This window comes from Caballeronia humi (assembly GCF_001544475.1).
GTDB lineage: Bacteria > Pseudomonadota > Gammaproteobacteria > Burkholderiales > Burkholderiaceae > Caballeronia > Caballeronia humi.
This window is the reverse complement of sequence record NZ_FCNW02000001.1, coordinates 91,085-113,633: the sequence shown is the minus strand read 5'-3', so window position 1 is coordinate 113,633 and position 22,549 is coordinate 91,085. Positions and strand designations below refer to the sequence as shown.

Sequence of the window (22,549 nt, the reverse complement as noted above, 5' to 3'; positions counted from 1 at the left end):
TACAAAAAAAGGTGACGAAAATGATGAAACCGAAAAATCTGGCGATCGTGGTCGCGTGCGCGGCGCTGCTGTCCGCCTGTAGCGGAAGCGACGATTCGCCCGCCGCAGTCGCGCATCCGCTCTACGCGCAGAGCAACGAGACGGACAACGCCGTACTGCAGTTCGAACGCAACGCCGACGGCACCTTCGCGCCGCGCGCGCGCATCGCGACGGGCGGCAAGGGCACCAACGGCGTCGATCACGTAAACAAGGGCGTGACTGGGCCGGATTCGCTGTCGAGCAATCGCAGCGTCGTGGTTTCCGGCAAGCGCCTTTTCGTCGCGAACGCGGGCGACAACACGGTTTCGGTGTTCCAGATCGATGCGGCGACGGGCACCCCGCGCCTGCTGAAAGCCAGCCCGACGGGCGGCACGCTGCCGACGAGCGTCGCCGTCAACAACGACGTCCTGTACGTTTCGCACCAGCAAGGCGGCACGGTGGGCGCGTACAAAATCGGAGTCGACGGCGCGCTCACCAAAATCGGCTTCTACACGCTGTCGCATCCAGATGCGGTCCTGACGCAGGTCGAAGTGAGTGCCGGCGGCAAGTCGCTCGTCGTGAACGAATTCCTGAGCGAACTCGCGACGCGCGCGCCCGGCAAGACGTTGACCACCTTCCCGATCAGGAGCGACGGCACGCTCGGCGTTCCGTCGACGGTGCAGTCGTCGGGCGCGGGCACGCTCGGCGGCCGGTTCGCGCACGGCAAGCTCTCGAACGCGTACGTCACGGCAGAAGCGGTGAGCGGTTCGCTCAGCACCTACACGCTCGACAACGGCGCGCTCGTGGCGAAAAGCGGCCCGGTGATCGCGGTCGGCCAGACGGAACCGTGCTGGCTCGTCATCACGCCAGACAACCGCTTCGTGTACACGGGCAACGGCGCGGGCACGGTGTCGCTCTATGCGCTCGACTCCGAAGGACGCGCGACGCTCGTTACGCCGGTGGCGGCCACCGAAGCGCCGCCAGCGGGCGTGGCGAGTGCCCTCGCCGCCGATGCCTGGATCAGTCCGGACGGCAAGTTCCTGTATCAGGATTACCTCGGCGCCGACAAGATCGTGGCCTACGCCATCCAGCCGGACGGCAAGCTCGTGAAAATTGGCGAGCAGGCGGCCAATACAGCTTCGCATGTGAGCCTGCAGGGGCTCGACGGCATCTGAGTCGTCGTTACAAGACAGTCCGGGCAGGGCCCGGGCTGTGCCGATCATCGAGAAGCCTCGGGTGTCATGCCCGAGGCTTTTTTTTTCGTCGAAAAGCGCTCGGAAAAGCCTCCCGCACGACTTGCTTCGCGAATCTTCTCCTGATTCGTTATGGAATCGCCAATTTAGCGAGAAAAATCTCATACAGTCTTATTATTCATCACTTTTTGTCTGTATGCACAACAAAATTTTTTGAGACATGACTAAGCACTCAGCCGTGTTGCTAGCGGCTGCCGGTTCATACCGGCTTTTAATCGTGTCCAACTACAAGAGGTCAAAATAATGATGAAACTGAAGAACCTGGCGATCGCGAGTGCCTGCGCCGCTTTGCTGTCCGCGTGCGGCGGCGGCGACGGCGATTCGACGTCTGCCGCGTCGGTCAAACAGCTCTATGCGCAAACGAACGAGACCAACAACTCCGTGCTCCAGTTCGACCGCAACCCCGACGGCACGCTCGCACCGCGCGGCCGGATCGCGACGGGCGGCAAGGGCACCAACGGCGTCAACTACTTCCAGCACAACGGCGTCGTCGCCGATGCGCTGTCGAGCAATCGCAGCGTTATCGTCAGTCCGGACGAGAAACGGCTTTTCGTCGCGAACGCGGGCGACAACACCGTCTCCATTTTCAATATCGATCGCAAAACGGGCGAGTTGCGCCTGCTCAAGTCGAACCCGACGGACGGCATCCGTCCGACGAGCCTCTCGCTGAACGACGACATCCTGTACGTCACGCATCAGGAAGGCGAGAAGCAACTGGGCGCCTACAAGGTCGGCTTGAACGGCTCGCTCACGAAGCTCGGCGATTACGCCACGCTGCCGGGTGATGCGCTCCTCACGCAAGTTGAAGTCAGCCCCGATCACCGTTCGGTGGTCGTGAACGGCTTCCTCGACGCCGTCAACCCGCGCAAGCCGGGCAGCACGATCATGACGTTCCCGATTCACGCGGACGGTACGCTCGGCAAGCCGACGTCGACCACCACGCTCGGAATGGGACCGTTCGGCGGTCGCTTCGGCAATGGCAAGCTTGGGGCTGTCTACGTGACAGCAGAAGCGGTGAGCAGTTCGCTCAGCACCTACATGCTCAGAGACGGCAAGCTCGAAGGCGTGAGCGGCCCGATCGCGTCGACCGGCCAGGGCGCGCCCTGCTGGCTCGTCGTCACGCCGGACAACCGCTTCGTCTACACCGGCGACGGCAGCGGCGCGGTTTCGCTATTTTCGCTCGACGCGGACGGCCGCGCCACGCTTGTGAACGCGACGGCAGCAGAGGAACCGCCGCATGTCAGCGGGGCTTCCAAGACGTCGCTTGCCGCAGACGCGTGGATCAGCGCGGACGGCAAATTCCTCTACCAGGATTATTTCGGCGCCGACAAGATCGTCTCCTACGCCATCCAGCCGGACGGCTCACTCGTGAAGGTCGGAGAACAGGCGGCCAATACGGAGACACACGTGAGCCTGCAGGGCCTCGCGGGCATCTGATGCCGTTGATCGAACGATGATGTAAAAAAAGCTGTCCGGGATGCGATCCCGGACAGCTTTTTACTGGCTGATCCGCGTGTGCCATCGATCAGCCGCGCGGGGTGTCAAAGCGCCGCGCGCGCCGCCGTCACCGCCGCCCGGACCTGCTCCGGCGCGGTTCCGCCCGCATGATTGCGGCTCGCGACCGACCCTTCCAGCGTCAGATACTCGAACACGTCCTCACCGAGCAGATGCGCAACCTTCGGCAACTCCGCGCGCATCTCGTCGAGCGACAAATCGGCCAGATCGCACTCGCGATCCACGCAAATCCGCACCGCGTGCGCCACCGCCTCGTGCGCGTCGCGGAACGGCAGGCCGCGCTTCACCAGATAATCCGCGAGATCGGTAGCCGTCGAAAAACCCTGCAACGCCGCTGCGCGCATCGCGTCCGGCTTCACCGAGATGCCCGCCGCCATTTCCGCAAAAATGCGCAGCGTGTCCGCGACCGTGTCGACGGTGTCGAACAGCGGCTCCTTGTCTTCCTGATTGTCCTTGTTGTACGCGAGCGGCTGACCCTTCATCAGCGTGAGGAGCGCCATCAGATGCCCGTTCACGCGCCCCGTCTTGCCGCGCGCGAGTTCCGGCACGTCCGGATTCTTCTTCTGCGGCATGATCGACGAGCCGGTGCAGAACCGGTCCGCGAGATCGATGAAACCGACGCGCGGGCTCATCCACAGCACGAGTTCCTCCGAGAAGCGCGACACGTGCGTCATCACGAGCGCCGCCGCCGCCGTGAATTCGATCGCGAAATCGCGATCCGACACCGCATCGAGCGAATTCGCGCAGATGCCCTCGAAGCCGAGCGTCTTCGCCACCGCGTGACGATCGATCGGATAGCTCGTGCCAGCGAGCGCCGCCGCGCCGAGCGGCAGGCGGTTCACGCGACGGCGCAGGTCGACCATGCGCTCACTGTCGCGCGAAAACATCTCGACGTACGCCAGCAGGTGATGCCCGAACGTCACCGGCTGCGCGACCTGCAAGTGCGTGAAGCCGGGCATGATCGTGCCGGCGTGCTGGTCAGCAAGGTCGATCAGCGCGAGGCGCAAATCCTTCAGCAAAACGCCGATCCGGTCGATTTCACCGCGCAGCCACAGGCGGATATCGGTCGCGACCTGATCGTTGCGCGAGCGGCCGGTGTGCAGGCGCTTGCCGGCATCGCCGATCAGCGCCGTCAGGCGCGCCTCGATGTTCAGGTGGACGTCTTCCAGGTCGAGCTTCCACTCGAACTCGCCGCGCTCGATTTCGCCGCGAATCTGCGTCATGCCGCGCTGGATAGCGTCCAGATCGTCGGCGCCGATGATCTTCTGCGCGGCCAGCATCGACGCATGCGCGAGCGACCCTTCAATGTCGACGAGCGCGAGCCGTTTGTCGAAAAACACCGACGACGTATAGCGTTTGACGAGCTCCGACATCGGCTCGGAGAAGCGAGCCGACCAGGCTTCGCCTTTTTTGTGCAGTTGGGACGTCATGGTGATGTGGATTTGGGCAATGAGCGACAGCGGGCGGCGCGAAGCCGGCGAGTCCGCGATTTTAACATCGGAGCTTTCTGAAACGACGAAGCGCGCCGGCCCAGGCGCGCTTCGTCGTCGACGGGATCAGGCGCCCGGAATCACCTTGCCGGTATAGACGACCGGTCCGGTAGGCCCGTCCGGATTCGGCGACCCGCCGAGCGGTTCCACCGATACCGCGAGCGCCGGGAACGCGTTGACCGACGCCGCCTTGAAGCGCGCCGTCCCACCGGCCGGCAGCACGCCGAGTGATACCGGATGGCCTTCCTTCGGCAAGCCCCAGAGCTGCATCGATTTGTCGGTCGGGTCCGAGGCGCCGGACAGACGGCGCACGGTCACTTCCGACGTCCGGTCGTCCCAGGTGACGAGGATCGCCGGATGCGCGTCCTTGTCGGCGAGCGCGGCGACGTAGCCGACGTGCGGTTCCTGCACGACTTGCGGCGCAGGCACGGGCGTCGGTGTGAGCTGCCGCAGTGCGATGACGAGCGCGAGCGCGGCTACCGCCGTCGCCGCGATCGACCAGCCGCGCCAGAACGACAGGTTCTCGAACCACCGGGACGCGGGCCGCACCGAGACCGCTTCGCGCCGCGCGCCGCCGAGATTCAGCCGGCGCTCGATCGCTTGCCAGACCGATGGCGGCGGCGCTTCCTGCGGCGCCAGCTCGCCGATCGCCTCGACGCGCCCGCGCCACGTTTCGATCGCGACGCGGATCGCCGGATCGCCCTGCGCGATGGTTTCGAAGCGCCGCCGCGAACGGCCGCGCATTACGCCGAGCGTGTACTCGGCGGCGAGCTGATCGACGAGACCTGCGTGCCGGTGGAGATCCATCACAGACCTCCCAGACAGGTTCTGAGCTTTTCGAGACCGCGCCGGATCCACGATTTCACCGTGCCGAGCGGAACCTTCATGACGTCGGCCACTTCGCTGTGGCTCTGGTCACGCAGATACGCGAGCGCGACCGCCTGACGCTGGCTCGCCTCGAGTTGCTCCATGCAGATTCTGAGATGCCGTGCTTCCTGGCTCATCAGCGTCTGTTCCGACGGATCGGCCTCGTTGCCGGGCAGGATGTCGTCCAACGCTTCGCTCCATTGCGTCTCCGCGCTCGCGCCGTGGGCTTTTTGCCGCCGCAGGTAGTCGAGTGCCCGGTTTCGCACGATTGACGCCATCCAGGTCATCGGCGCGGAAAGTCCCGCCCGATAGTCGCCGGCATAGCGCCAGATGTTGACGAACGCGTCCTGCAGGACCTCCTCGGCCCACTCGCGCTTCACCAATATACGAAGCGCGAGGCCGAACAGTTTCGAAGAAGTCAGATCGTAGAGCGAGCGTAACGCGGCGGCGTCTTCGCTCGCGACGCGCTCGAGGAGTTGCGCGAGGATTTCGGCGTTCGGATCGCGAGGAAGGGCTGTCGACATGGGCCGGTTGCTTGAGACGATTCTGAAAGGTGGCGAAAACCAATCTTACCCAAGTAATCGGGATCGATCGCAGCGGATTTGATATCGATGTGTGTGCATCCGATCGGTCCGGTGCTGCGTAAGTGCGGTTAGCGGCTAGGTATCACTGCGGGAACAAGAGCGGGAGACCGGGCGGGGAAATAGAACTGGAGCGCGGAGTGGCGCGCTATCGGGTGTCCCCGTTCTCACTGGCGCATTCAGTGAGGACGGTTTTGGCCCGGCCGGACGGCCGGGCTTTCTTTTTGTGCCCGCTTTTTTATGTGGAAATTGCAATTTATGCGCGTTTCCAACGGGTAGCTCATACTTATTACAATAAAGCCAACTAACGCCGCGCTCGGGAAAACCGATGATATTCAACAGGCCAGCGCTCTTCTCACCGTTCTCGATTCAGGCTGGCGCGATATAAAAGCGTTATTCCGCCGAACTGGATAGTGAGGATTAGAAGCGGTTCAACTCTGACCCACCAAAATCACGAGCTTCAAATCTTCCCGATGCGCGGGCTTAAAAGTGATTTGATCGAAGACAAGCCGTCCATGTACCGGATGATTGAACGCGCGTTCTCCGCCTTCGCGTTCGCCCACATCCTGCGAAGCCCAGAACCTCGCAAACGCATCGCTCGCCGACGTTAAACCATCGATCAAAGCGCGCGTCGGCGCGTCGTTCAGATGGCGGATCGAATCCGCGCGAAACTCTGCGACGAGCCGCCGCGCTCGCGTCTCCCAGTCGACGACCAACTGCACCGCCTGCGGCATCGTAAACATGTAGGTCAGCAGGTTGCGGTCGTGCTCGCCATCCAGCCAGCCGACGAACAGGCTTGCCGCCTGCGCATTCCAGCGCAACGCGTTCCACTGCCGGTCGAGTACGTAAGCCGGCGCGTCAATCAGCGCGACGGTTTGCAGCAATGCGGCGGGCGCGTCTTGCGCGGCGGGGTCCGGCTCGGCGGGATCGCGCTGTGCGGCAAGTTCGAACAGATACGCCCGCTCGGCGCGAGAAAGCTGCAAGGCAACGGCGATCCGCGCGAGTGCATCGGCGGAAGCGGATACCGGCCGCCCTTGCTCGATCCACGTGTACCAGGTCGGGCTGACACCGCACAACTGCGCGACTTCCTCACGCCGCAAGCCCGGCGTGCGGCGGCGCGGACCTGGCGGCAGCCCGACGGCCATCGGCGAAAGCCGCTCGCGATGCGCGCGGATGAAATCGCCGAGGGCGCGCGCGGGTGTCGCATCGAGCGGGGGCGGGGCGCTCCCGGATGTTTCTTTGGACGGCAAACGCATAAGGAAAGCAGGACAGGTAGTGTAGATACCAGAATAATCACTTCACTTGTACTGGTACAGGGCGGGCTCTATTGTAGCGGCTCAGGTCCCCACAACTCAGCACGGAGCAACCGATGAAACACCATGACCAGGTCGCCGACGCGTTCGGCACGACCGCCGCCGCGTACTTGACGAGCGCCGTCCACGCGACGGGCGCCGACCTGCAGACCCTCGCGCGCAAAGTCGCCGCGACGCCGGGCGCTTCCGTCCTTGATCTGGGCTGCGGCGCCGGTCACGTCAGTTTCGCGGTGGCGCCGCACGCGCAGTCGGTGGTGGCTTACGACATCGCCGAGCCGATGCTCGCGACCGTCGCGGGCGCCGCCGCCGAGCGCGGCCTCTCGAACATCCATACGCAGCAAGGCCCGGCGGAAAAACTGCCGTTCGACGATGCCTCGTTCGACTGGGTCCTGTCGCGGATGAGCGCGCATCACTGGCACGGCGTGCCGGCGGCGCTGAAGGAAGTGAAACGAGTGCTGAAGCCAGGCGGGCGCGTGCTGTTCGTCGATATCGCGGGCGCCGATCATCCGCTCCTCGACACGCACATCCAGGCGATCGAGTTGCTGCGCGATGCCTCGCATATCCGCGACTACCGCGCTGACGAATGGATCGCGCTTTTCGAAGGCGCCGGTTTTCGGGCAGAGGTGCGCAGCCGCTGGCGTTTGCCGCTCGAATTCGACGCGTGGGTCGCGCGCATGCGCACGCCGCCGGAGCGCGTGATCGCGATCAAATCAATGTGGAAAAACGCGCCGGACGAAGTGCGGCAGTATTTCGCCGTGCAGGAAGACGGCTCGTTCGAGCTGGATGCGTTGATGATCGAGGCGAAGTAGTGAAAGCGGCGGCCGCTTCAGCGAACAAGCGGCCGCCGTCATCGATCAGCCGGTATTGCGCAACCCCGCCGCAATGCCGTTGATCGTGAGGTGAATCCCCCGGCGCAGGCGCACGTTCTGATCGCCCGCCCGGTGGCGCTTCAGCAGCTCGACCTGCAAGTGATTCAGCGGATCGAGATACGGGAAGCGGTTCTTGATCGACCGCGCGAGGAGCGGGTTGTCGCAGAGACGTTCGCTCTTGCCCGTGATTTCCGCGAGCACGTTCGACGTGCGCTCCCATTCGCCGACGATTCGCTCGAACACGTGCTTGCGGAGCTTTTTATCCGCGACGAGCTGCGCGTAACGCGACGCCACCGCAAGATCCGTCTTCGCGAGCACCATATCCATGTTCGACAGCAGGTTCGCGAAGAACGGCCACGTCTTGTGCATCTTTTTCAGCGTGGCGAGGCGTTTTGCGCGCTCGGCGTCGGTTTCCGCACTATCCAGATAATTCGACACTGCGCTTCCGAATCCGTACCAACCGGTCAGCAGCAAACGGCATTGACCCCATGAAAAGCCCCAGGGAATCGCGCGCAAATCCTCGATCTTGCGCTGCTTGGGGTCCTGAAGCTTGCGCGAAGCCGGCCGGCTGCCGATGTTCAGCTCGGCGATTTCCGCGATCGGCGTCGATGAGAAAAAGTAGTCGGTGAAGCCCGGCGTCTCGTAGACGAGCGCGCGATACGACGCCATCGCGGCGTCCGACAGCGTCTGCATCGTCGATTCGAAGAGCGGCAGTTGCGCCGGCGCGTTTTCGTGCGGCAAGAGCGATGCTTCGAGCGTCGCCGCAACGACCGTCTCCAGATTTCGCCGACCGATTTCCGGATTGCCGAACTTGCTCGCGATCACTTCGCCCTGCTCGGTCAGGCGAATCTGGCCGTCGACGGTGCCGGGCGGTTGCGACAGAATCGCCTGATAAGTCGGGCCGCCCCCGCGTCCGACCGTGCCGCCTCGTCCGTGGAACAGGCGCAACGTCGTGCCGCGTTCCTTGAACAGCGAGACGAGCGCCAGTTCCGCGCGATACAGCTCCCAGTTCGACGTGAGAAAGCCGCCGTCCTTGTTGCTGTCCGAATAGCCGAGCATCACCTCCTGCTCGCCGCCCTGGTTCTCGACGAGCGCATCGACGCCCGGCAGCGCGAACAATTCGCCCATGATGACGGGCGCGTTGCGCAAGTCGGCGATCGTCTCGAAAAGCGGAATTACCATCAGGCCGTCGCGCGCGGGATCGTCGTCGTTGCCGAGACGGCCTTGAAGCACGCCGGTTTCCTTTTGCAGCAGCATCACTTCCAGCAGGTCGCTGACGGTTTCCGTGTGCGAGATGATGTAGTTGCGCACGGCGCGCTCGCCGAACTTCTCGCGCGTCACGCGCGCCATTTCCAGTACGCCGAGTTCGCTTTTCGCGAGGTCGGAGTAATCCGCGTAGGGCAGACGCAGCGGTCGCGGCTGCGCGAGTTCCTTGAGCAGGAGCGCGCGCTTGTCTTCCTCGGAAAGCGCGGCGTAATCCGCCTCCACGCCCGCGCGCGCGAACAGTTCCGCGATCACCGCCTCGTGGATGTCCGAGCTTTGCCGCAGGTCGATGCTCGCCAGATGAAAGCCGAACACTTCGGCCGCACGCGCGAGCGGCGCGAGACACTGCGTCGCGAGCGACGCGCCGTGATGCTGTCCGAGCGAATCGATCAGCACGTGCAGATCGCGCGCGAATTCGGCGGCATCGGCATACGGCGTCGCGCGGACCGGCGCCGCGCCGCGCCCGGCGCTGCGCACCGACACGACGCCTTCGCCGAGCCGCACGCGGGCACTTGCCGCGAGGCGCGTATACATGCCGATCAGCGCGCGCCGGTACGGCTCGTCGGTGCGATGCGGCGACTGGTCGGGCGATGCATCGGCGAGCGCCTTGAGTGCATCGCTCGATCCGGCGAGCAGGTTCGACACCGACAACTCCGCGCCGAGCTTGTGCACCTGCTCCAGATAGTGTTCGAAGATGACCGTCGCCTGGCGCGTGATGGCGGTTTCGAGCGTCGGGCCGGTGACGTTCGGATTGCCGTCGCGATCGCCGCCGATCCAGCTTCCCATCTGCAGGAACGGCGACAGGCGAGCGGGTACGCCGTGCTCGGCGAGCGCGTTTTCGATGTCGGCGTAGAGCGCGGGGATTTCGGCGAGGAAGGTCGCGCGGTAGTAGGAGAGCGCGTTCTCGATTTCATCGGAAACGGTCAGGCGCGAGTCGCGCAGCATGCGCGTCTGCCAGAGCGACGTCACACGTGCGCGCAGCAGCGATTCGTTGTGCGCGCGCTCGCGGGCGGTCAGTTCCTGGTCGCGCTCGGCGAGCAGGCGCGCGATGTCGTGCTGCGCGTCGAGAATGCTCTTGCGCTGGACTTCGGTCGGATGCGCGGTGAGGACGGGGACGATCAGCGCGTCGTCGAAGAATTTCTGCAAGAGCGACTTCGTTTGCGCGTCCTTCCCCTTCGACTTCATCTGCTCGATGGCGTAGGCGATCGTGCCGGCTTGCGGGGCGGAACCGGCGAGCGCGTGGATGCGGCGGCGCCGGTTGTGATGCCGGTCCTCGGCGATGTTCGCGAGATGCGAAAAATAGCTGAACGCTCGTACGACGCTCACGGTTTGTTCGGGCGTCAACTGGCGCAGGCGTTTTTCGAGCGTCTGCGATGCCTCGCGATCGTCCTCGCGACGGAACTTGACGGCCGTCTGACGAATCGCCTCGACGACGTCGTACACGGCGTCGCCTTCCTGTTCGCGCAGCACTTCGCCGAGCAGGCGGCCGAGGAAGCGGATGTCCTCGAAAAGCGGGCGGTCCTTGTCCTCGCGGGCGCGGTTCGAGCCGCGCTTCGCTGTTTCCGGGGAAGGTGTGTCGATGCCGTTCACCGTGGCCTTGACCGGCTTGGCCTTGACCGCGGACGCCGTTTTCGACGCCTTGGAAATGGTCGCGGCACGTGAAATGACAGGGGACGACGAAGGTGCCTGACTTGAAGCGTCGGGCGATGTGGCGGGCAAAGCAGCATTGCGGCGCGCGCGGCGCGCCGATCCGGAAGACGTCACGATGGGTTCCTCTTGGAAGCCAAGGCCCATTTACAGAGGGAGTGACGCAAGCGCTTTCGCCGTCGTCTGTCCGGCGTGCAAGGGAGATGACTTCCCAGAGGCTCTCATGGCCCCTCGTCTCCTTCCACGACGCCCGCTCCGAGGCCTCACACAAGGCTTTCGCGGGTTGTCCGTCTGTAAATGGACCCTGGCGTGCGTGCTACCATTGTTTGTTATCCATCCCGTCATTCGATCGAGCATCAATGAATTCCGAGACGCATTCCACGACACCCCCCACGAGCCTTGTCATCGCTTCGAGGGAAAGCCGGCTAGCAATGTGGCAAGCCGAGCACGTGCGGTGTGCGCTGCACAAATTATATCCATCTTGCGACGTAAAAATCCTCGGAATGACGACGCGCGGCGATCAGATTCTCGATCGCACGCTGTCTAAAGTCGGCGGCAAGGGCTTGTTTGTAAAGGAACTGGAAGCCGCGCTTGCGGACGGCCGTGCGGATCTCGCCGTGCATTCGCTGAAAGACGTGCCGATGGAATTGCCCGAAGGCTTCGCGCTCAGCACGATCCTCGAACGTGAAGATCCGCGCGATGCGTTCGTGTCGTCGCAGTTCGCGTCGCTGGCGGAATTGCCTCACGGCAGCGTCGTCGGGACGTCGAGCCTGCGGCGCGAAGCGATGTTGCGCATGCATTTCCCGCATCTCGACGTGCGGCCGTTGCGCGGCAATCTCGATACACGTCTCGGCAAGCTCGATCGCGGCGACTACGCGGCGATCATTCTGGCTGCGGCCGGTTTGAAGCGGCTCGGGCTGGAAGCGCGCATCCGGGCGCTGCTGGAGGCAGAGGAAAGCCTGCCCGCGGCGGGGCAGGGCGCGCTCGGCATCGAAATTCGCGCGGATCGCGCCGATCTCGCCGCGTGGCTCACGCCACTGCATCACGCTGAAACGGCGGCGGCGGTCGAAGCGGAGCGCATGGTGTCGCGCGCGCTCGGCGGAAGCTGCGAAGTGCCGCTCGCCGCATACGCCACGTGGCAAGACGGCACGCTGCGCCTGCGCGGTTGCGTTGCCACGCCGGACGGCCAGCGCGTGCTGACGGCCGAAGGCACGGCGGCGGCGCCCGACGTCGAAGGCGCGCTGGATCTCGGCCGCCGCGTCTCCGCCGATCTCGAAGCGCAAGGCGCGATGGACATCGTGCGCGCGCTGTCCACGGCAAGCGGCGCCCGCGTGCCGCCCGCCGCCGCGCCCGCCGCCTGATGTCGAGCGCGCGCCGCGTAACCATCGTCGTCACCCGGCCGATCGGCCAGTCCGCTGGCTTGCTGGCGCTTCTCGACGCAGCCGGTTTCGACACCCTCGAATTTCCCCTGATCGACATCGCCCCCGTCGACGACGACGCCCCGCTGCGCGCCGCCCTCGACGAGCTGTACGGCCCGAACAAATACGCGCTCGTCGTGTTCGTGTCGCCGAATGCGGTCGATTACGCGTTCGGCAAGTTCGGCGCGGCGTGGCCGGCGGAGGTGCCCGTCGGCGTGGTCGGGCCGGGCAGCGTCGCGGCGCTCGCGCGGCAGGGCGTCGCCGCGCCGGCGCATCGCGTGATCAGCCCGGCGGCGGATCACGCCGAGCCGCGCTTCGATTCCGAGGCGCTCTACGCCGCGATCGAGGCGCAATTCGGCGTGAACGGCCTGGAGGGTAAGCGCGTGTTGATCGTGCGCGGCGACGGCGGCCGCGAATGGCTCGCCGAGCGGCTGACTGAAGCGGGCGCCATCGTCGAGAAGGTGGCGGCTTACCGGCGCATCGTCCCGGAACCGTCGATGCAGAAGTGGGAGCGCATCCACGCGCTCCTCGCCAGCGCGCCGGACCAGTCTCACGCGTGGCTGTTGACGAGTTCCGAAGGCGTGCGCAACCTCGACGAACTCGCACGCGAGCACCTGAGCCGCGACGAAACCGCGCAACTGAAGCGCGCGCCGCTCGTCACGCCGCATCCGCGCATCGCCGAAGCCGCGCGGCAAGCGGGTTTTGATAGGATTACGGTGTCCGGCGCCGGCGACGAGCGCATCGCCGACGCAATCAAAACGACGCTCGGGGCGACGCAACGCACAATCGACACAACGACGACACCCCATGCGGAATCCGCGCCGACGGATTCCAAACCGGCCGCAGCGCCGGCCCACCAACCGGCTCAATCACGCATGACTGATTCGAACGATTCCAAGAAAGCTTCACCTCAGCCGACCGTGACTCCGCCCTTGCCGCCGAACACGCCGTTCACGCCCTACGAGGCGCAACCGAAGCGCGGCGGCGCGAGCACGGTACTGTTATGGCTCGTGATCGTGATCCTCGCCGTGGCGGCGGGCGGCGGCGCGTTCCTGCTCAACCGCAAGGTCGATCGCGCGGACCAGCAGGTCACGCAGCGCCTGCAGGCCGCCGACGCGGAAGCCGCCGACCTGCGCGCGAAAGCCGATCAGGCCGCAAGTTCCACCGGCGCGCTCAACACGCAGATCATCCAGTTGCAGGGCAAGCTCACTGACGCCGAGACGCATAGTCAGGCGTTGCAGCAGCAATACCAGGATCTCGCGAGCAATCGCGACGACTGGATGCTCGCCGAAGTCGAGCAGATCCTGTCGAGCGCGAGCCAGCAATTGCAATTGACGGGCAACGTCCAGCTCGCGCTCTACGCGCTGCAAAGCGCCGACACGCGCCTCGCCGCCACGACCGGCCCGCAGGTCGTCGCGATCCGCAAGGCCGTCGCGCAGGACATCGACAAGCTCAAGTCCACGCCGACTACCGATCTCACCGGCCTCGCGATCAAGCTCGATACCGCCATCGACCAGATCGACCAGTTACCGCTGTCCGGCGAAGCGCCGATCGAGCGCGCCGCCGCCCGTGCGGCCGCGCCCGCGGACAGCGCGTCGATTGCGGCGGCCACGGGCCAGCCGCGCTGGAAGGTGTTGTGGCAGCAGGTCACGAGCGGCATCGGGCAGCAGTTGTCGAGCCTCGTGTCGGTACGCCGCATCGACAACGCCGACGCGATGCTCGCCTCGCCCGATCAAGGCTATTTCGTGCGCGAGAACGTGAAGCTGCGGCTGTTGTCGGCGCGGCTTTCGCTGCTCTCGCGCAGCGAGCCGACGCTGAAATCCGACTTGCGCGCCGCCGAAGCCGCGCTCGGGCGCTATTTCGATACATCGTCGAAGAAGGTGCAGACGGTGCGTGAACTCGTGAAGCAGGTCGATCAGGCGTCGGTAGCGGTCGCCGTGCCGAACCTGAACGCGAGCCTCGCGGCGGTCCACCAGTTCAAGCGAGGCGGATGATGACGATTCGTGGACTCATCTGGCTGGCGCTGCTGTTCGCGGTCGCGGTCGTGGTCGCTACGGTCGGCGGGTTCGACGGCGGGCAGGTGCTGCTCGTCGTGCCGCCGTATCGTGTGGACGTGTCGCTGAACCTTTTCGTCGTCGCGCTCGTCGTGCTGTTCATCGTGCTGTACGCGTTGATCCGCGCGATCCGCACGGTCTGGAAGATGCCGCAGCGCGTCGCCGCGTATCGCGCGCGCAGCAAGGTGAAGAAGGCAAATGCGTCGTTGCGCGACGCGATCGGCCATCTGTACGCCGGGCGTTTCTCGAAGGCGGAGAAAGCGGCGCGCGACGCGCTTTCCGTCGATGAAAACAAGGGCGCGGCCGGGCTCGTCGGCGCGAATGCCGCGCACCGGATGCACGAGTACGCGCGCCGCGACGAGTGGCTCGGGCAGGTTACGGGCGCCGAGTGGCAGGACGCACGCCTGATGGCGACCGCCGACATGCGCGCCGATGGCCGCGACGCGGACGGCGCGTTGATCGCGCTGACCGAAATGCAGGCGCAGGGCGGACGGCGCCTGCACGCGCAGCAGATCGCGTTGCGCGCGCAGCAGCAGTTGAAGAACTGGGGCGAGGTGCTGAAGCTCGTCAAGACGCTGGAAAAACGCGAGGCGCTGCATCCGGCGGTCGCGGTGCGTCTGCGGCAGGTCGCGGCGGAGAATCTGTTGCGTGATCGCCGGCACAATCCGGACGCGCTGCTGGAGTTGTGGCAGTCGCTGTCGCCAGCGGAGCGCCAGTCGCCGCGTCTCGCCGATCTCGCAGCCGAACTGCTGATCGCGCTGGACCGGCGGGATCAGGCGCGCAAGATCGTTGAGGACGCGCTCGCGCACAATTGGGACGCGCGGCTGTTGCGCCGTTATCCTGATTGCGTCTCCGGCGACGCGCTGCCGCTCATCCAGCGGGCGGAGGCTTGGCAGAGGGAGCGCACCGAGGACGCCGACCTGCTGTTCACGCTCGGGCGCCTGTGCCTGCATCAACAACTGTGGGGTAAGGCGCAGGCGTTTCTGGAGTCTGCACTCAAGCTCGCGGATAACGAACCGCTCAAGATTCGCACGCATCGCGCGCTTGCGCGTCTGCACGAGCAACTCGGCGATACCGAGAAGGCGAGCAAGCATTATCGGGAGAGCGCGCTGGCGATGAACGTGGTTTGATCTTCAGCCGGAAGCAAAAAGCCGCATGGGTCGTCGACGACCCATGCGGCTTTTTTGTGCCCTTCGAAAACTCAATAAGTCGGAACGCTCGAATCCACCTGACGCGACCACGCGTCGATGCCGCCATACAAATTGAACATCTGCGTGAATCCGCGCGATTCCAGAAACATCGCCACCTGCGCACTGCGCGCGCCGTGATGGCAGATGCAGACGATCGGCGCTTCGTCGTCAAGTTCCTCGCTGCGCGCGGGAATGTCGCGCATCGGGATGGCGACGATGTTCGCCATTTTCGCTGTCTCGATTTCCCACGGCTCGCGCACGTCGAGCAGAACGGGCGCGGGACGCGACGAGTCGGCGAGCCAGGCAGCGAGGTCGGATGCGGACAGGTTCTGCATGATCAGAACTTGAAGCGCGGCGGCTGCACGGCGTTCTTCAGCGGAGCGACGACCGTCTCGAAAATATCGGAGACGCGGAACTGCTTTTCGTCGACGCGCGTGATGATTTGCGCCTTCATGACCGGCGCGTCGCCGACAAACGCCGCGATCCGGCCGCCGATCTTCAGTTGCTCGAGGAATTCCTGCGGCATGATCGGCAGGCCGCCCGACACGCAGATCACGTCGTAAGGTGCGCCGCCCGGCCAGCCGAGCGAGCCGTCGCCGGTGACGACGTGCGCGTTCGACACACCGTTCGCCGCGAGATTCTGCTCCGCAAACGCGGCGAGTTCCGGCGCGATCTCGACGGTTGTCACGCTGCGGGCGCGCGCCGCGAGCAACGCCGCCATGTAACCCGAGCCGGCGCCGATTTCGAGCACGGTTTCGTGTTTCGTAAGCGCGAGTTCCTGCAACACGCGCGCCTCGACCCTCGGCGACAGCATGCGCTCGCCGCCCGGCAGCGGAATTTCGAGGTCGGCGAACGCGATATTGCGATACACGGCGGGCACGAAGTTCTCACGCTTGACGATCGTCAGCAGGTTCAGGACGTCCTGGTCCAGCACATCCCAGGGACGAATCTGTTGCTCGATCATGTTGAAACGCGCTTGCTCGATATTCATGGTCAGTCTGCGGTGAAAACGCGGGGGTTGGTCTGTTTGGGAACTCGCTGATTGTAGCAAATCACTGTCCCGCAAGCCTTTACGGCGTTGGCACTGGCGCTAGTGCGGCAGCCGGATGTCGAACTTGAACGTGACGAGTCGCGCGATGAGGATGAACGCCGTCGACAGCAGCACGGCGTAGATTGTGTCGATTTCCATCCGGTCGAGCAGCAAGTAAAGCCAGCAGCCCGCGAACGCGCACACCGCATAGGGCCGCGAGTCGCGCAAAATCAGCGGAATCTCGTTGCACAGCACGTCGCGCATCACGCCGCCGAACACGCCCGTCACCACGCCCATCATGACGGCGGTGAACGCGGGCATTTGCGCGTCCAGGGCGATGGACGTCCCCGAAATGCTGAAAAGCCCCAGGCCGATCGCGTCGGCGATCAGGAGCAGGCGCTCGTCGAAGAGGCGGCTCGTCATTTTGAGCAGCATCGGCGCGAAGATCGCCATCGCGAAAATGACGAGCACGTAGTCCTGATGCTCGACCCAGTAGAACGGCCGGCGCGAGAGCAGCACGTCGCGCACGGTGCCACCGCCGAACGCCGTGGCGAGCGCGACCATGAACGCGCCGACGGCGTCGAGCCGGCGCTTTCTTGCTTCGATCAGACCCGAGATGGCGTACGAAAAAAGCGCGAGCGCCTCCATGATGGAGATCGCGAGCGTCAGTCTAGGGTGCACTGCGCGGGTCCTTCGAGCTGGTTTTGCTGGCCGTGCCCTGATCCTGCGGATGGCCGTGATGGCGCGGCGTCCCGCCCGGCTGGAGAAGCACGAGCACGGCGCCTGCGCCGCCGTCGTGCGGCCGCGCCTGGCAGAACGCGATCACTTCTTCCTTCTGCACGAGCCACGCGCGAACCTTGCCCTTCAGCACCGGCTCCTTGCCGATCGATCCGAGCCCCTTGCCGTGAATCACGCGCAGACACCGCAGCCCGCGCTTCACTGATTCGCGGATGAATTCCGCCAACGCGTCGCGCGCTTCTTCGCGGCGCATGCCATGCAAATCGAGCTGCGCCTGCACGATCCACGCGCCGCGCCGCAATTTCCGCACGACTTCCTGGCTCACGCCCGTGCGGCAATAGGAGAGCGTTTCGTCGATGTCGAGCAGGCTTTCAGGATCGTATTCGTCGGAGAGCGCTTCCTGGAGGACCGCTTCCTCGTCGCGCCGGGTTTGCAGCGGCAAAGGCGGCGGCGGGACGCGCGTGACGGTCGTGCGCGGCGGCGTTTTGAGCGGCTCGATTTCGCCGATGGAGCGGCGGAACACGTCGGCATCGGCGACGGCTTCGCGTTCTGCCCGCTCCGCGGCCACGCGCTCGATCTCGCGTTTCGCAGCGCCGGCTTTCAGCGCGCTGCGCAGGCCGCCGAGGCCCGCGAGGCCGTCTCGCTTGACGGCTTCGGCCAAGTCTTTCGGTTTCGGCGGCTCGGCCTGGACCGGACGGGCGGTCCGCGCGACGGGGTCGCGTGGATGCCTCGGTTCGTTCGGATGGGGCTGGTTCTTGGGCATCGCGCTAGGTGGTGGGCGTCGGCACGCGGTAGTTCAGCTAGTCAAGACGCGTCGCGATGAAAAAAGGGCCACGCGGCCCTTTCTTAACCATCCGGAATGGAAATGGCGCTGGCGTGTGACATTGCCCGCGCCGCCTTCCCGGCAACGCGGCGACATCATTTTACAGATGCACCGCGCCATCCACGTTATCAGCGATCCTTTTCGTGGCTCATTGAATGCGGCGTCGGCGTTTCGTCGATGGTTTCGAGATAGCGCTGCGCATCCAGCGCGGCCATACAGCCCGTGCCCGCGCTCGTGATTGCCTGACGGTAGACGTGATCCTGCACGTCGCCGGCAGCGAATACGCCGGGGATGCTCGTCGAGGTGGCGTCGCCGCTCGCGCCGCCCTTCGTGATGATGTAGCCGTTTTTCATCTCGAGCTGGTTGGCGAAGAGATCGGTGTTCGGCTTGTGCCCGATCGCGACGAACACGCCTTGCAGCGGCACGTCGGTGGTGGCGCCGGTTTCCGTGCTCTTGATGCGCAGCGAGGTCACGCCGGTCGCGTCGCCCTGGACTTCGTCGAGGACATGGTTCCACTTGATCTCGACGGTGCCTTCCTTCTCCTTCGCGAGCAGACGGTCGATCAGGATCGGCTCGGCGCGGAATTTGTCGCGGCGATGCACGACCGTCACCTTCTTCGCGATGCCCGCGAGATAGATCGCTTCCTCGACAGCCGTATTCCCGCCGCCGATCACGGCGACGTCGCCGTTCTTGTAGAAGAAGCCGTCGCAGGTCGCGCAGGCGGACACGCCCTTGCCCATGAAGAGTTCTTCCGACGGCACGCCGAGATACTGCGCCGACGCGCCCGTCGCGATGATGAGCGAATCGCAGGTGTATTCACCCGAATCGCCGATCAGGCGGAACGGCCGCTCGTTGAGCTTCGCCGTATGGATATGGTCGAAGACGATCTCGGTGTTGAAGCGTTCGGCGTGCTCCTGCAGGCGCTGCATGAGTTCGGGGCCTTGCACGCCCATCGGATCGCCGGGCCAGTTCTCGACGTCGGTGGTGGTCATCAACTGGCCGCCCTGCGCCAGGCCGGTGATGAGCAGCGGCGACAGGTTGGCGCGCGCCGCGTAGACCGCGGCGGAGTAGCCAGCGGGACCGGAACCGAGAATCAGCACTTTGGCGTGTTTGGGCGATGACATGAGAGCAATTCCATTGTTAATGGTGTTATCGAAGGCGAATCGCAACTTCGGCGCCGGGCGATGACGGGCGACTTGCGCGCTGTTTGAGCACCAGTCGACGAGGCCGCTGACCCGGACGAATCCTAGTTGGATGCAATGTTGGGATTATAAAGGCCCTGCGAAAAGCGCACCGGGTAAAAATTTCAATCGCGCCTATAGCGTCGCCTGCGAGGCTTGACGGTGTTACAGGTTGAAACGAGCGGCCGTTTTTGTCCGTTCACCGCAGTGCAGCGTTTACAATGAGCGACCGATACATTCGGCCCGCTCCTATTGATGCGCGGCCGTGAAAGAAGCCTCACGGATCAATGGCAAAAGCACCCTATTCTGCGAGCGCGCAGGCGTTGCCGCACCGCATGTCGCGCCTTTTCACCGAAATTCGCTGGATTCTCCAGGTCGCGCTCGGTCTTTTCCTTCTGATGGCGCTCGTGAGCTACAGCCGGCGCGATCCGAGCTGGACGCACGCCGCCACCGTCGATCACATCGGCAACTGGGCCGGCCGCGTCGGCGCCTGGACTTCCGACATCGTTCTGCTGCTGTTCGGTCTGTCCTCGTACTGGCTGATCGTGCCGCTTGCGCGGCGCATCGTCGCGAACTACCGGCGGATCACGCTGACCGAAGCACCCGTCGAAACCGACGCGAAAGACCGCACCTGGCTCGCGGAAGCCTTCGCGTTCGTGCTCGTGCTCGCCGCGAGCGACGGCATCGAGGCGCTGCGCATGTGGTCGCTCAACGTGCAGTTGCCGCGCGCGCCGGGCGGGGTCGTCGGCGAGGCGATCGCGCGGCACATGTCGCATGCGTTCGGCTTTACCGGCGCCACGCTCTTCATGTTGATCGCGCTCGCGATCGGCTTGTCGCTCTATTTCCGCTTCTCGTGGCTCTCGGTGTGCGAGAAAGTCGGCGACGGCATCATGTCCGCGATCACCGGCGCGCGCCTGCGCCGCGAAGCGGGGCGCGACCGCAAGCTCGGCGAGGAAGCGGCATCGACGCGCGAAGGCAAGGTCGTGCGCGGCCGCGTGAAGATCGAGGACCACGAGCCGGTCGTGATCGTGCCGCCGCTCGCGAGCCCGCCGAAATCCGAGCGCGTCGAGCGCGAAAAGCAGGTGCCGCTCTTCAAGGACCTGCCGGGCGATTCCACGCTGCCGCCACTCGCGCTGCTGGACGCCGCGCCCGAAGTGAAGGAAACCATTTCTGCCGATACGCTCGAATACACGTCGCGCCTGATCGAAAAGAAGCTGAAGGATTTCGGTGTCGAGGTGAGCGTGGTCGCGGCGTATCCGGGGCCGGTGGTCACGCGTTACGAAATCGAGCCGGCGACAGGCGTGAAGGGCAGCCAGATCGTCGGGCTCGCGAAGGATCTCGCGCGTTCGCTGTCGCTCGTGTCGATTCGCGTCGTGGAGACGATTCCGGGCAAGAATTTCATGGCGCTCGAATTGCCGAATCAGCGCCGCCAGACGGTCAAGCTCTCGGAAATCCTCGGCTCCGAGGTCTACGCCGATGCTGCCTCGCCGCTCACGATGGGCCTCGGCAAGGACATCGGCGGCAAGCCCGTCTGCGCCGATCTCGCGAAGATGCCGCACTTGCTCGTCGCGGGCACGACCGGTTCGGGCAAGTCGGTCGGCATCAACGCGATGATCCTGTCGCTGCTCTACAAGGCGAGCGCCGACCAGGTCCGCATGATCCTGATCGATCCGAAGATGCTCGAAATGAGCGTCTACGAAGGCATTCCCCATCTGCTGTGCCCGGTCGTCACCGACATGCGGCAGGCTGGCCACGCGCTGAACTGGGCCGTCGCGGAGATGGAGCGCCGCTACAAGCTGATGAGCAAGATGGGCGTGCGCAATCTCGGCGGCTTCAACAACAAGATCGACGAAGCCACGAAGCGCGATGAGAAGATTCCGAATCCGTTCAGCCTGACGCCGGACGAGCCGGAACCGCTCACGCGCCTGCCGAACATCGTCGTGGTGATCGACGAACTCGCCGACCTGATGATGGTCGTCGGCAAGAAGGTCGAAGAACTGATCGCGCGGATCGCGCAAAAGGCGCGCGCGGCCGGCATCCACCTGATTCTCGCGACGCAGCGGCCGTCGGTCGACGTGATCACCGGCCTTATCAAGGCGAACGTGCCGACGCGCATGGCGTTCCAGGTGTCGTCAAAGATCGATTCGCGCACGATTCTCGATCAGCAGGGCGCGGAATCGCTGCTCGGCATGGGCGACATGCTCTATCTGCCGCCGGGCTCCGGCCTGCCGGTGCGCGTGCACGGCGCGTTCGTGTCGGACGAGGAAGTGCATCGCGTGGTCGACAAATTGAAGGAGCAGGGCGAGCCGAACTATATCGAGGGCATCCTCGAAGGCGGCCTCGCCGGCGACGGCGACGAAGGCTCGGCGGGCGCCGCGGGAACCGGCGGGGCCGATGGTGAGTCCGACCCTCTATACGATCAGGCTGTGGAAGTCGTGATCAAGAACCGGCGCGCGTCGATTTCGCTCGTGCAGCGGCATCTGCGGATTGGTTATAACCGTGCCGCGCGGCTCCTTGAGCAAATGGAGAACTCGGGGCTCGTATCGGCGATGTCGTCCAACGGCAATCGCGAAATCCTCACACCCGCGCGCGGCGACGCTGAATAGGCTTCACCCTTGGAGAACAGATATATGCAGCAAAAGTGGTTCACACGCACGCTCGGAGCAGTCGTGGCCGGCGCGTCGATGTTGCTGGCGTCGCAGGCTTTCGCGAGCGGCACCGAGCAGTTGAAGGCGTTCGTCTCGCAGGTCCACGCGGCGCGCGGCACGTTCGTGCAGCAGGAAGTGAAGGCGCCGGGCAAGGCGGGCGCTGCGAGCCAGACGGCGGCTCCCCGCGGCGGCGGCACGTCGAGCGGCACGTTCATGTTCGCGCGGCCCGGCAAGTTCATCTGGTCTTACGAGAAGCCGTATTCGCAGGTCCTCCAGGCGGACGGCGACAAGCTCTACGTCTACGACAAGGACCTGAACCAGGTCACGATCCGCTCGCTCGGCGGCGCGCTCGGCGCGAGTCCGGCGGCGATCCTCTTCGGCAGCAACGATCTCGACAAGAACTTCACGTTGCGTGATGCGGGCGTGAAGGGCGGCATCGACTGGCTCGAACTCACGCCGAAAGCGAAGGACACGCAGTTCGAAAGCGTTGGCATCGGCTTCAAGGACGGCAATCTCCAGGCGATGGAACTGCACGACGTCTTCGGCAACGTGACGCTGCTCACGTTCTCCAACATCCAGAAAAATCCGCCGGTCAAGAGCGATACCTTCAAGTTCACCGTGCCGAAGGGCGCGGACGTGATCAACGGCTGA

Annotated in this window: 18 protein-coding genes; 8 read left to right on the top strand and 10 right to left on the bottom strand. The window is 64.8% G+C overall.

Features of this window, described 5'->3' with window-relative positions:
• The first annotated feature begins 20 nt into the window (after nucleotides 1-20).
• Both AWB65_RS00545 and AWB65_RS00540 read left to right on the top strand, forming a co-directional pair.
• Nucleotides 21-1,193, top strand: a complete 1,173-nt coding sequence (locus tag AWB65_RS00545; protein WP_235007464.1) for a beta-propeller fold lactonase family protein — start codon at nucleotides 21-23, stop codon at nucleotides 1,191-1,193.
• 321 nt (nucleotides 1,194-1,514) lie between these two features.
• Nucleotides 1,515-2,708, top strand: coding sequence for a lactonase family protein (locus AWB65_RS00540; RefSeq protein WP_235007463.1), 1,194 nt, complete (start codon nucleotides 1,515-1,517; stop codon nucleotides 2,706-2,708).
• Between the two features lie 104 nt (nucleotides 2,709-2,812).
• On the opposite strand, the gene argH is transcribed toward AWB65_RS00540, so the two are convergent.
• The 4 genes from argH to AWB65_RS00520 form a co-directional block, all read right to left on the bottom strand.
• Nucleotides 2,813-4,216 carry an argininosuccinate lyase gene (gene argH / locus AWB65_RS00535; RefSeq protein ID WP_087665288.1) on the bottom strand — a complete coding sequence of 468 codons (1,404 nt, stop codon included), beginning with the start codon at nucleotides 4,214-4,216 and terminating at the stop codon, nucleotides 2,813-2,815.
• 126 nt (nucleotides 4,217-4,342) lie between these two features.
• The gene (locus AWB65_RS00530) at nucleotides 4,343-5,083 is read right to left on the bottom strand and encodes an anti-sigma factor (protein ID WP_087665287.1); all 741 of its coding nucleotides are present in this window, start codon (nucleotides 5,081-5,083) and stop codon (nucleotides 4,343-4,345) included.
• Nucleotides 5,083-5,667 carry a sigma-70 family RNA polymerase sigma factor gene (locus AWB65_RS00525; RefSeq protein ID WP_087665286.1) on the bottom strand — a complete coding sequence of 195 codons (585 nt, stop codon included), beginning with the start codon at nucleotides 5,665-5,667 and terminating at the stop codon, nucleotides 5,083-5,085. Before AWB65_RS00525 ends, AWB65_RS00530 begins: the two co-directional genes overlap by 1 nt.
• A 488-nt stretch (nucleotides 5,668-6,155) precedes the next feature.
• Nucleotides 6,156-6,980, bottom strand: a complete 825-nt coding sequence (locus AWB65_RS00520) for a helix-turn-helix transcriptional regulator (protein ID WP_087665285.1) — start codon at nucleotides 6,978-6,980, stop codon at nucleotides 6,156-6,158.
• A 113-nt stretch (nucleotides 6,981-7,093) separates the two neighbouring features.
• Between AWB65_RS00520 and AWB65_RS00515 the strand changes: the two genes are divergently transcribed.
• Nucleotides 7,094-7,846 (top strand): class I SAM-dependent methyltransferase, encoded by a 753-nt coding sequence (locus tag AWB65_RS00515; protein ID WP_087665284.1) that lies wholly within the window; start codon nucleotides 7,094-7,096, stop codon nucleotides 7,844-7,846.
• Nucleotides 7,847-7,891: 45 nt separating this feature from the next.
• On the opposite strand, the gene ppc is transcribed toward AWB65_RS00515, so the two are convergent.
• Nucleotides 7,892-10,933, bottom strand: coding sequence for a phosphoenolpyruvate carboxylase (ppc, locus tag AWB65_RS00510; protein WP_087665671.1), 3,042 nt, complete (start codon nucleotides 10,931-10,933; stop codon nucleotides 7,892-7,894).
• A 242-nt stretch (nucleotides 10,934-11,175) separates the two neighbouring features.
• On the opposite strand from ppc, the gene hemC reads away from it, so the two are divergent.
• The 3 genes from hemC to AWB65_RS00495 are packed head-to-tail and all read left to right on the top strand — an operon-like array spanning nucleotide 11,176 to nucleotide 15,418.
• Nucleotides 11,176-12,177 carry a hydroxymethylbilane synthase gene (gene hemC, locus AWB65_RS00505; RefSeq protein WP_087665283.1) on the top strand — a complete coding sequence of 334 codons (1,002 nt, stop codon included), beginning with the start codon at nucleotides 11,176-11,178 and terminating at the stop codon, nucleotides 12,175-12,177.
• Nucleotides 12,177-14,228, top strand: a complete 2,052-nt coding sequence (gene hemDX, locus AWB65_RS00500; protein WP_087665282.1) for a fused uroporphyrinogen-III synthase HemD/membrane protein HemX — start codon at nucleotides 12,177-12,179, stop codon at nucleotides 14,226-14,228. The genes hemC and hemDX overlap by 1 nt, the downstream gene beginning before the upstream one ends.
• Nucleotides 14,228-15,418, top strand: coding sequence for a heme biosynthesis protein HemY (locus tag AWB65_RS00495; protein WP_200821649.1), 1,191 nt, complete (start codon nucleotides 14,228-14,230; stop codon nucleotides 15,416-15,418). The genes hemDX and AWB65_RS00495 overlap by 1 nt, the downstream gene beginning before the upstream one ends.
• Nucleotides 15,419-15,489: 71 nt before the next feature.
• Here the strand turns inward: AWB65_RS00495 and AWB65_RS00490 are convergent, their stop codons facing one another.
• The 5 genes from AWB65_RS00490 to trxB form a co-directional block, all read right to left on the bottom strand.
• Nucleotides 15,490-15,813 carry a rhodanese-like domain-containing protein gene (locus AWB65_RS00490; protein WP_087665280.1) on the bottom strand — a complete coding sequence of 108 codons (324 nt, stop codon included), beginning with the start codon at nucleotides 15,811-15,813 and terminating at the stop codon, nucleotides 15,490-15,492.
• Nucleotides 15,814-15,815: 2 nt separating this feature from the next.
• Entirely contained in the window at nucleotides 15,816-16,469 is a 654-nt protein-coding gene (locus AWB65_RS00485) for a protein-L-isoaspartate O-methyltransferase family protein (protein WP_087665279.1), read from the bottom strand.
• A gap of 99 nt (nucleotides 16,470-16,568) precedes the next feature.
• The gene (locus AWB65_RS00480) at nucleotides 16,569-17,156 is read right to left on the bottom strand and encodes a trimeric intracellular cation channel family protein (protein ID WP_181505517.1); all 588 of its coding nucleotides are present in this window, start codon (nucleotides 17,154-17,156) and stop codon (nucleotides 16,569-16,571) included.
• A 22-nt stretch (nucleotides 17,157-17,178) separates the two neighbouring features.
• Entirely contained in the window at nucleotides 17,179-18,009 is an 831-nt protein-coding gene (locus tag AWB65_RS00475; RefSeq protein ID WP_087665277.1) for a Smr/MutS family protein, read from the bottom strand.
• A 188-nt stretch (nucleotides 18,010-18,197) separates the two neighbouring features.
• Complete coding sequence (gene trxB, locus AWB65_RS00470) at nucleotides 18,198-19,193, bottom strand: thioredoxin-disulfide reductase (protein WP_087655194.1); 996 nt, start codon at nucleotides 19,191-19,193, stop codon at nucleotides 18,198-18,200.
• 344 nt (nucleotides 19,194-19,537) lie between these two features.
• Here trxB and AWB65_RS00465 point away from each other — a divergent pair, with 344 nt between their 5' ends.
• A complete protein-coding gene (locus tag AWB65_RS00465) occupies nucleotides 19,538-21,856 on the top strand; it encodes a DNA translocase FtsK (RefSeq protein WP_087665276.1) in 2,319 nt (772 codons plus the stop codon).
• A gap of 24 nt (nucleotides 21,857-21,880) precedes the next feature.
• A complete protein-coding gene (lolA, locus tag AWB65_RS00460; RefSeq protein WP_087665275.1) occupies nucleotides 21,881-22,549 on the top strand; it encodes an outer membrane lipoprotein chaperone LolA in 669 nt (222 codons plus the stop codon).

Coding starts and splice junctions, on each gene's coding strand:
- lolA (WP_087665275.1), top strand. CDS start 21,881: ATGCAGCAAAAGTGGTTCACACGCACGCTCGGAGCAGTCGTGGCCGGC.
- AWB65_RS00520 (WP_087665285.1), bottom strand. CDS start 6,980: ATGCGTTTGCCGTCCAAAGAAACATCCGGGAGCGCCCCGCCCCCGCTC.
- AWB65_RS00530 (WP_087665287.1), bottom strand. CDS start 5,083: ATGGATCTCCACCGGCACGCAGGTCTCGTCGATCAGCTCGCCGCCGAG.
- AWB65_RS00525 (WP_087665286.1), bottom strand. CDS start 5,667: ATGTCGACAGCCCTTCCTCGCGATCCGAACGCCGAAATCCTCGCGCAA.
- AWB65_RS00495 (WP_200821649.1), top strand. CDS start 14,228: ATGACGATTCGTGGACTCATCTGGCTGGCGCTGCTGTTCGCGGTCGCG.
- AWB65_RS00480 (WP_181505517.1), bottom strand. CDS start 17,156: ATGGAGGCGCTCGCGCTTTTTTCGTACGCCATCTCGGGTCTGATCGAA.
- argH (WP_087665288.1), bottom strand. CDS start 4,216: ATGACGTCCCAACTGCACAAAAAAGGCGAAGCCTGGTCGGCTCGCTTC.
- AWB65_RS00475 (WP_087665277.1), bottom strand. CDS start 18,009: ATGCCCAAGAACCAGCCCCATCCGAACGAACCGAGGCATCCACGCGAC.
- hemC (WP_087665283.1), top strand. CDS start 11,176: ATGAATTCCGAGACGCATTCCACGACACCCCCCACGAGCCTTGTCATC.
- AWB65_RS00485 (WP_087665279.1), bottom strand. CDS start 16,469: ATGAATATCGAGCAAGCGCGTTTCAACATGATCGAGCAACAGATTCGT.
- AWB65_RS00490 (WP_087665280.1), bottom strand. CDS start 15,813: ATGCAGAACCTGTCCGCATCCGACCTCGCTGCCTGGCTCGCCGACTCG.
- AWB65_RS00540 (WP_235007463.1), top strand. CDS start 1,515: ATGATGAAACTGAAGAACCTGGCGATCGCGAGTGCCTGCGCCGCTTTG.
- AWB65_RS00465 (WP_087665276.1), top strand. CDS start 19,538: ATGGCAAAAGCACCCTATTCTGCGAGCGCGCAGGCGTTGCCGCACCGC.
- AWB65_RS00515 (WP_087665284.1), top strand. CDS start 7,094: ATGAAACACCATGACCAGGTCGCCGACGCGTTCGGCACGACCGCCGCC.
- AWB65_RS00545 (WP_235007464.1), top strand. CDS start 21: ATGATGAAACCGAAAAATCTGGCGATCGTGGTCGCGTGCGCGGCGCTG.
- hemDX (WP_087665282.1), top strand. CDS start 12,177: ATGTCGAGCGCGCGCCGCGTAACCATCGTCGTCACCCGGCCGATCGGC.
- trxB (WP_087655194.1), bottom strand. CDS start 19,193: ATGTCATCGCCCAAACACGCCAAAGTGCTGATTCTCGGTTCCGGTCCC.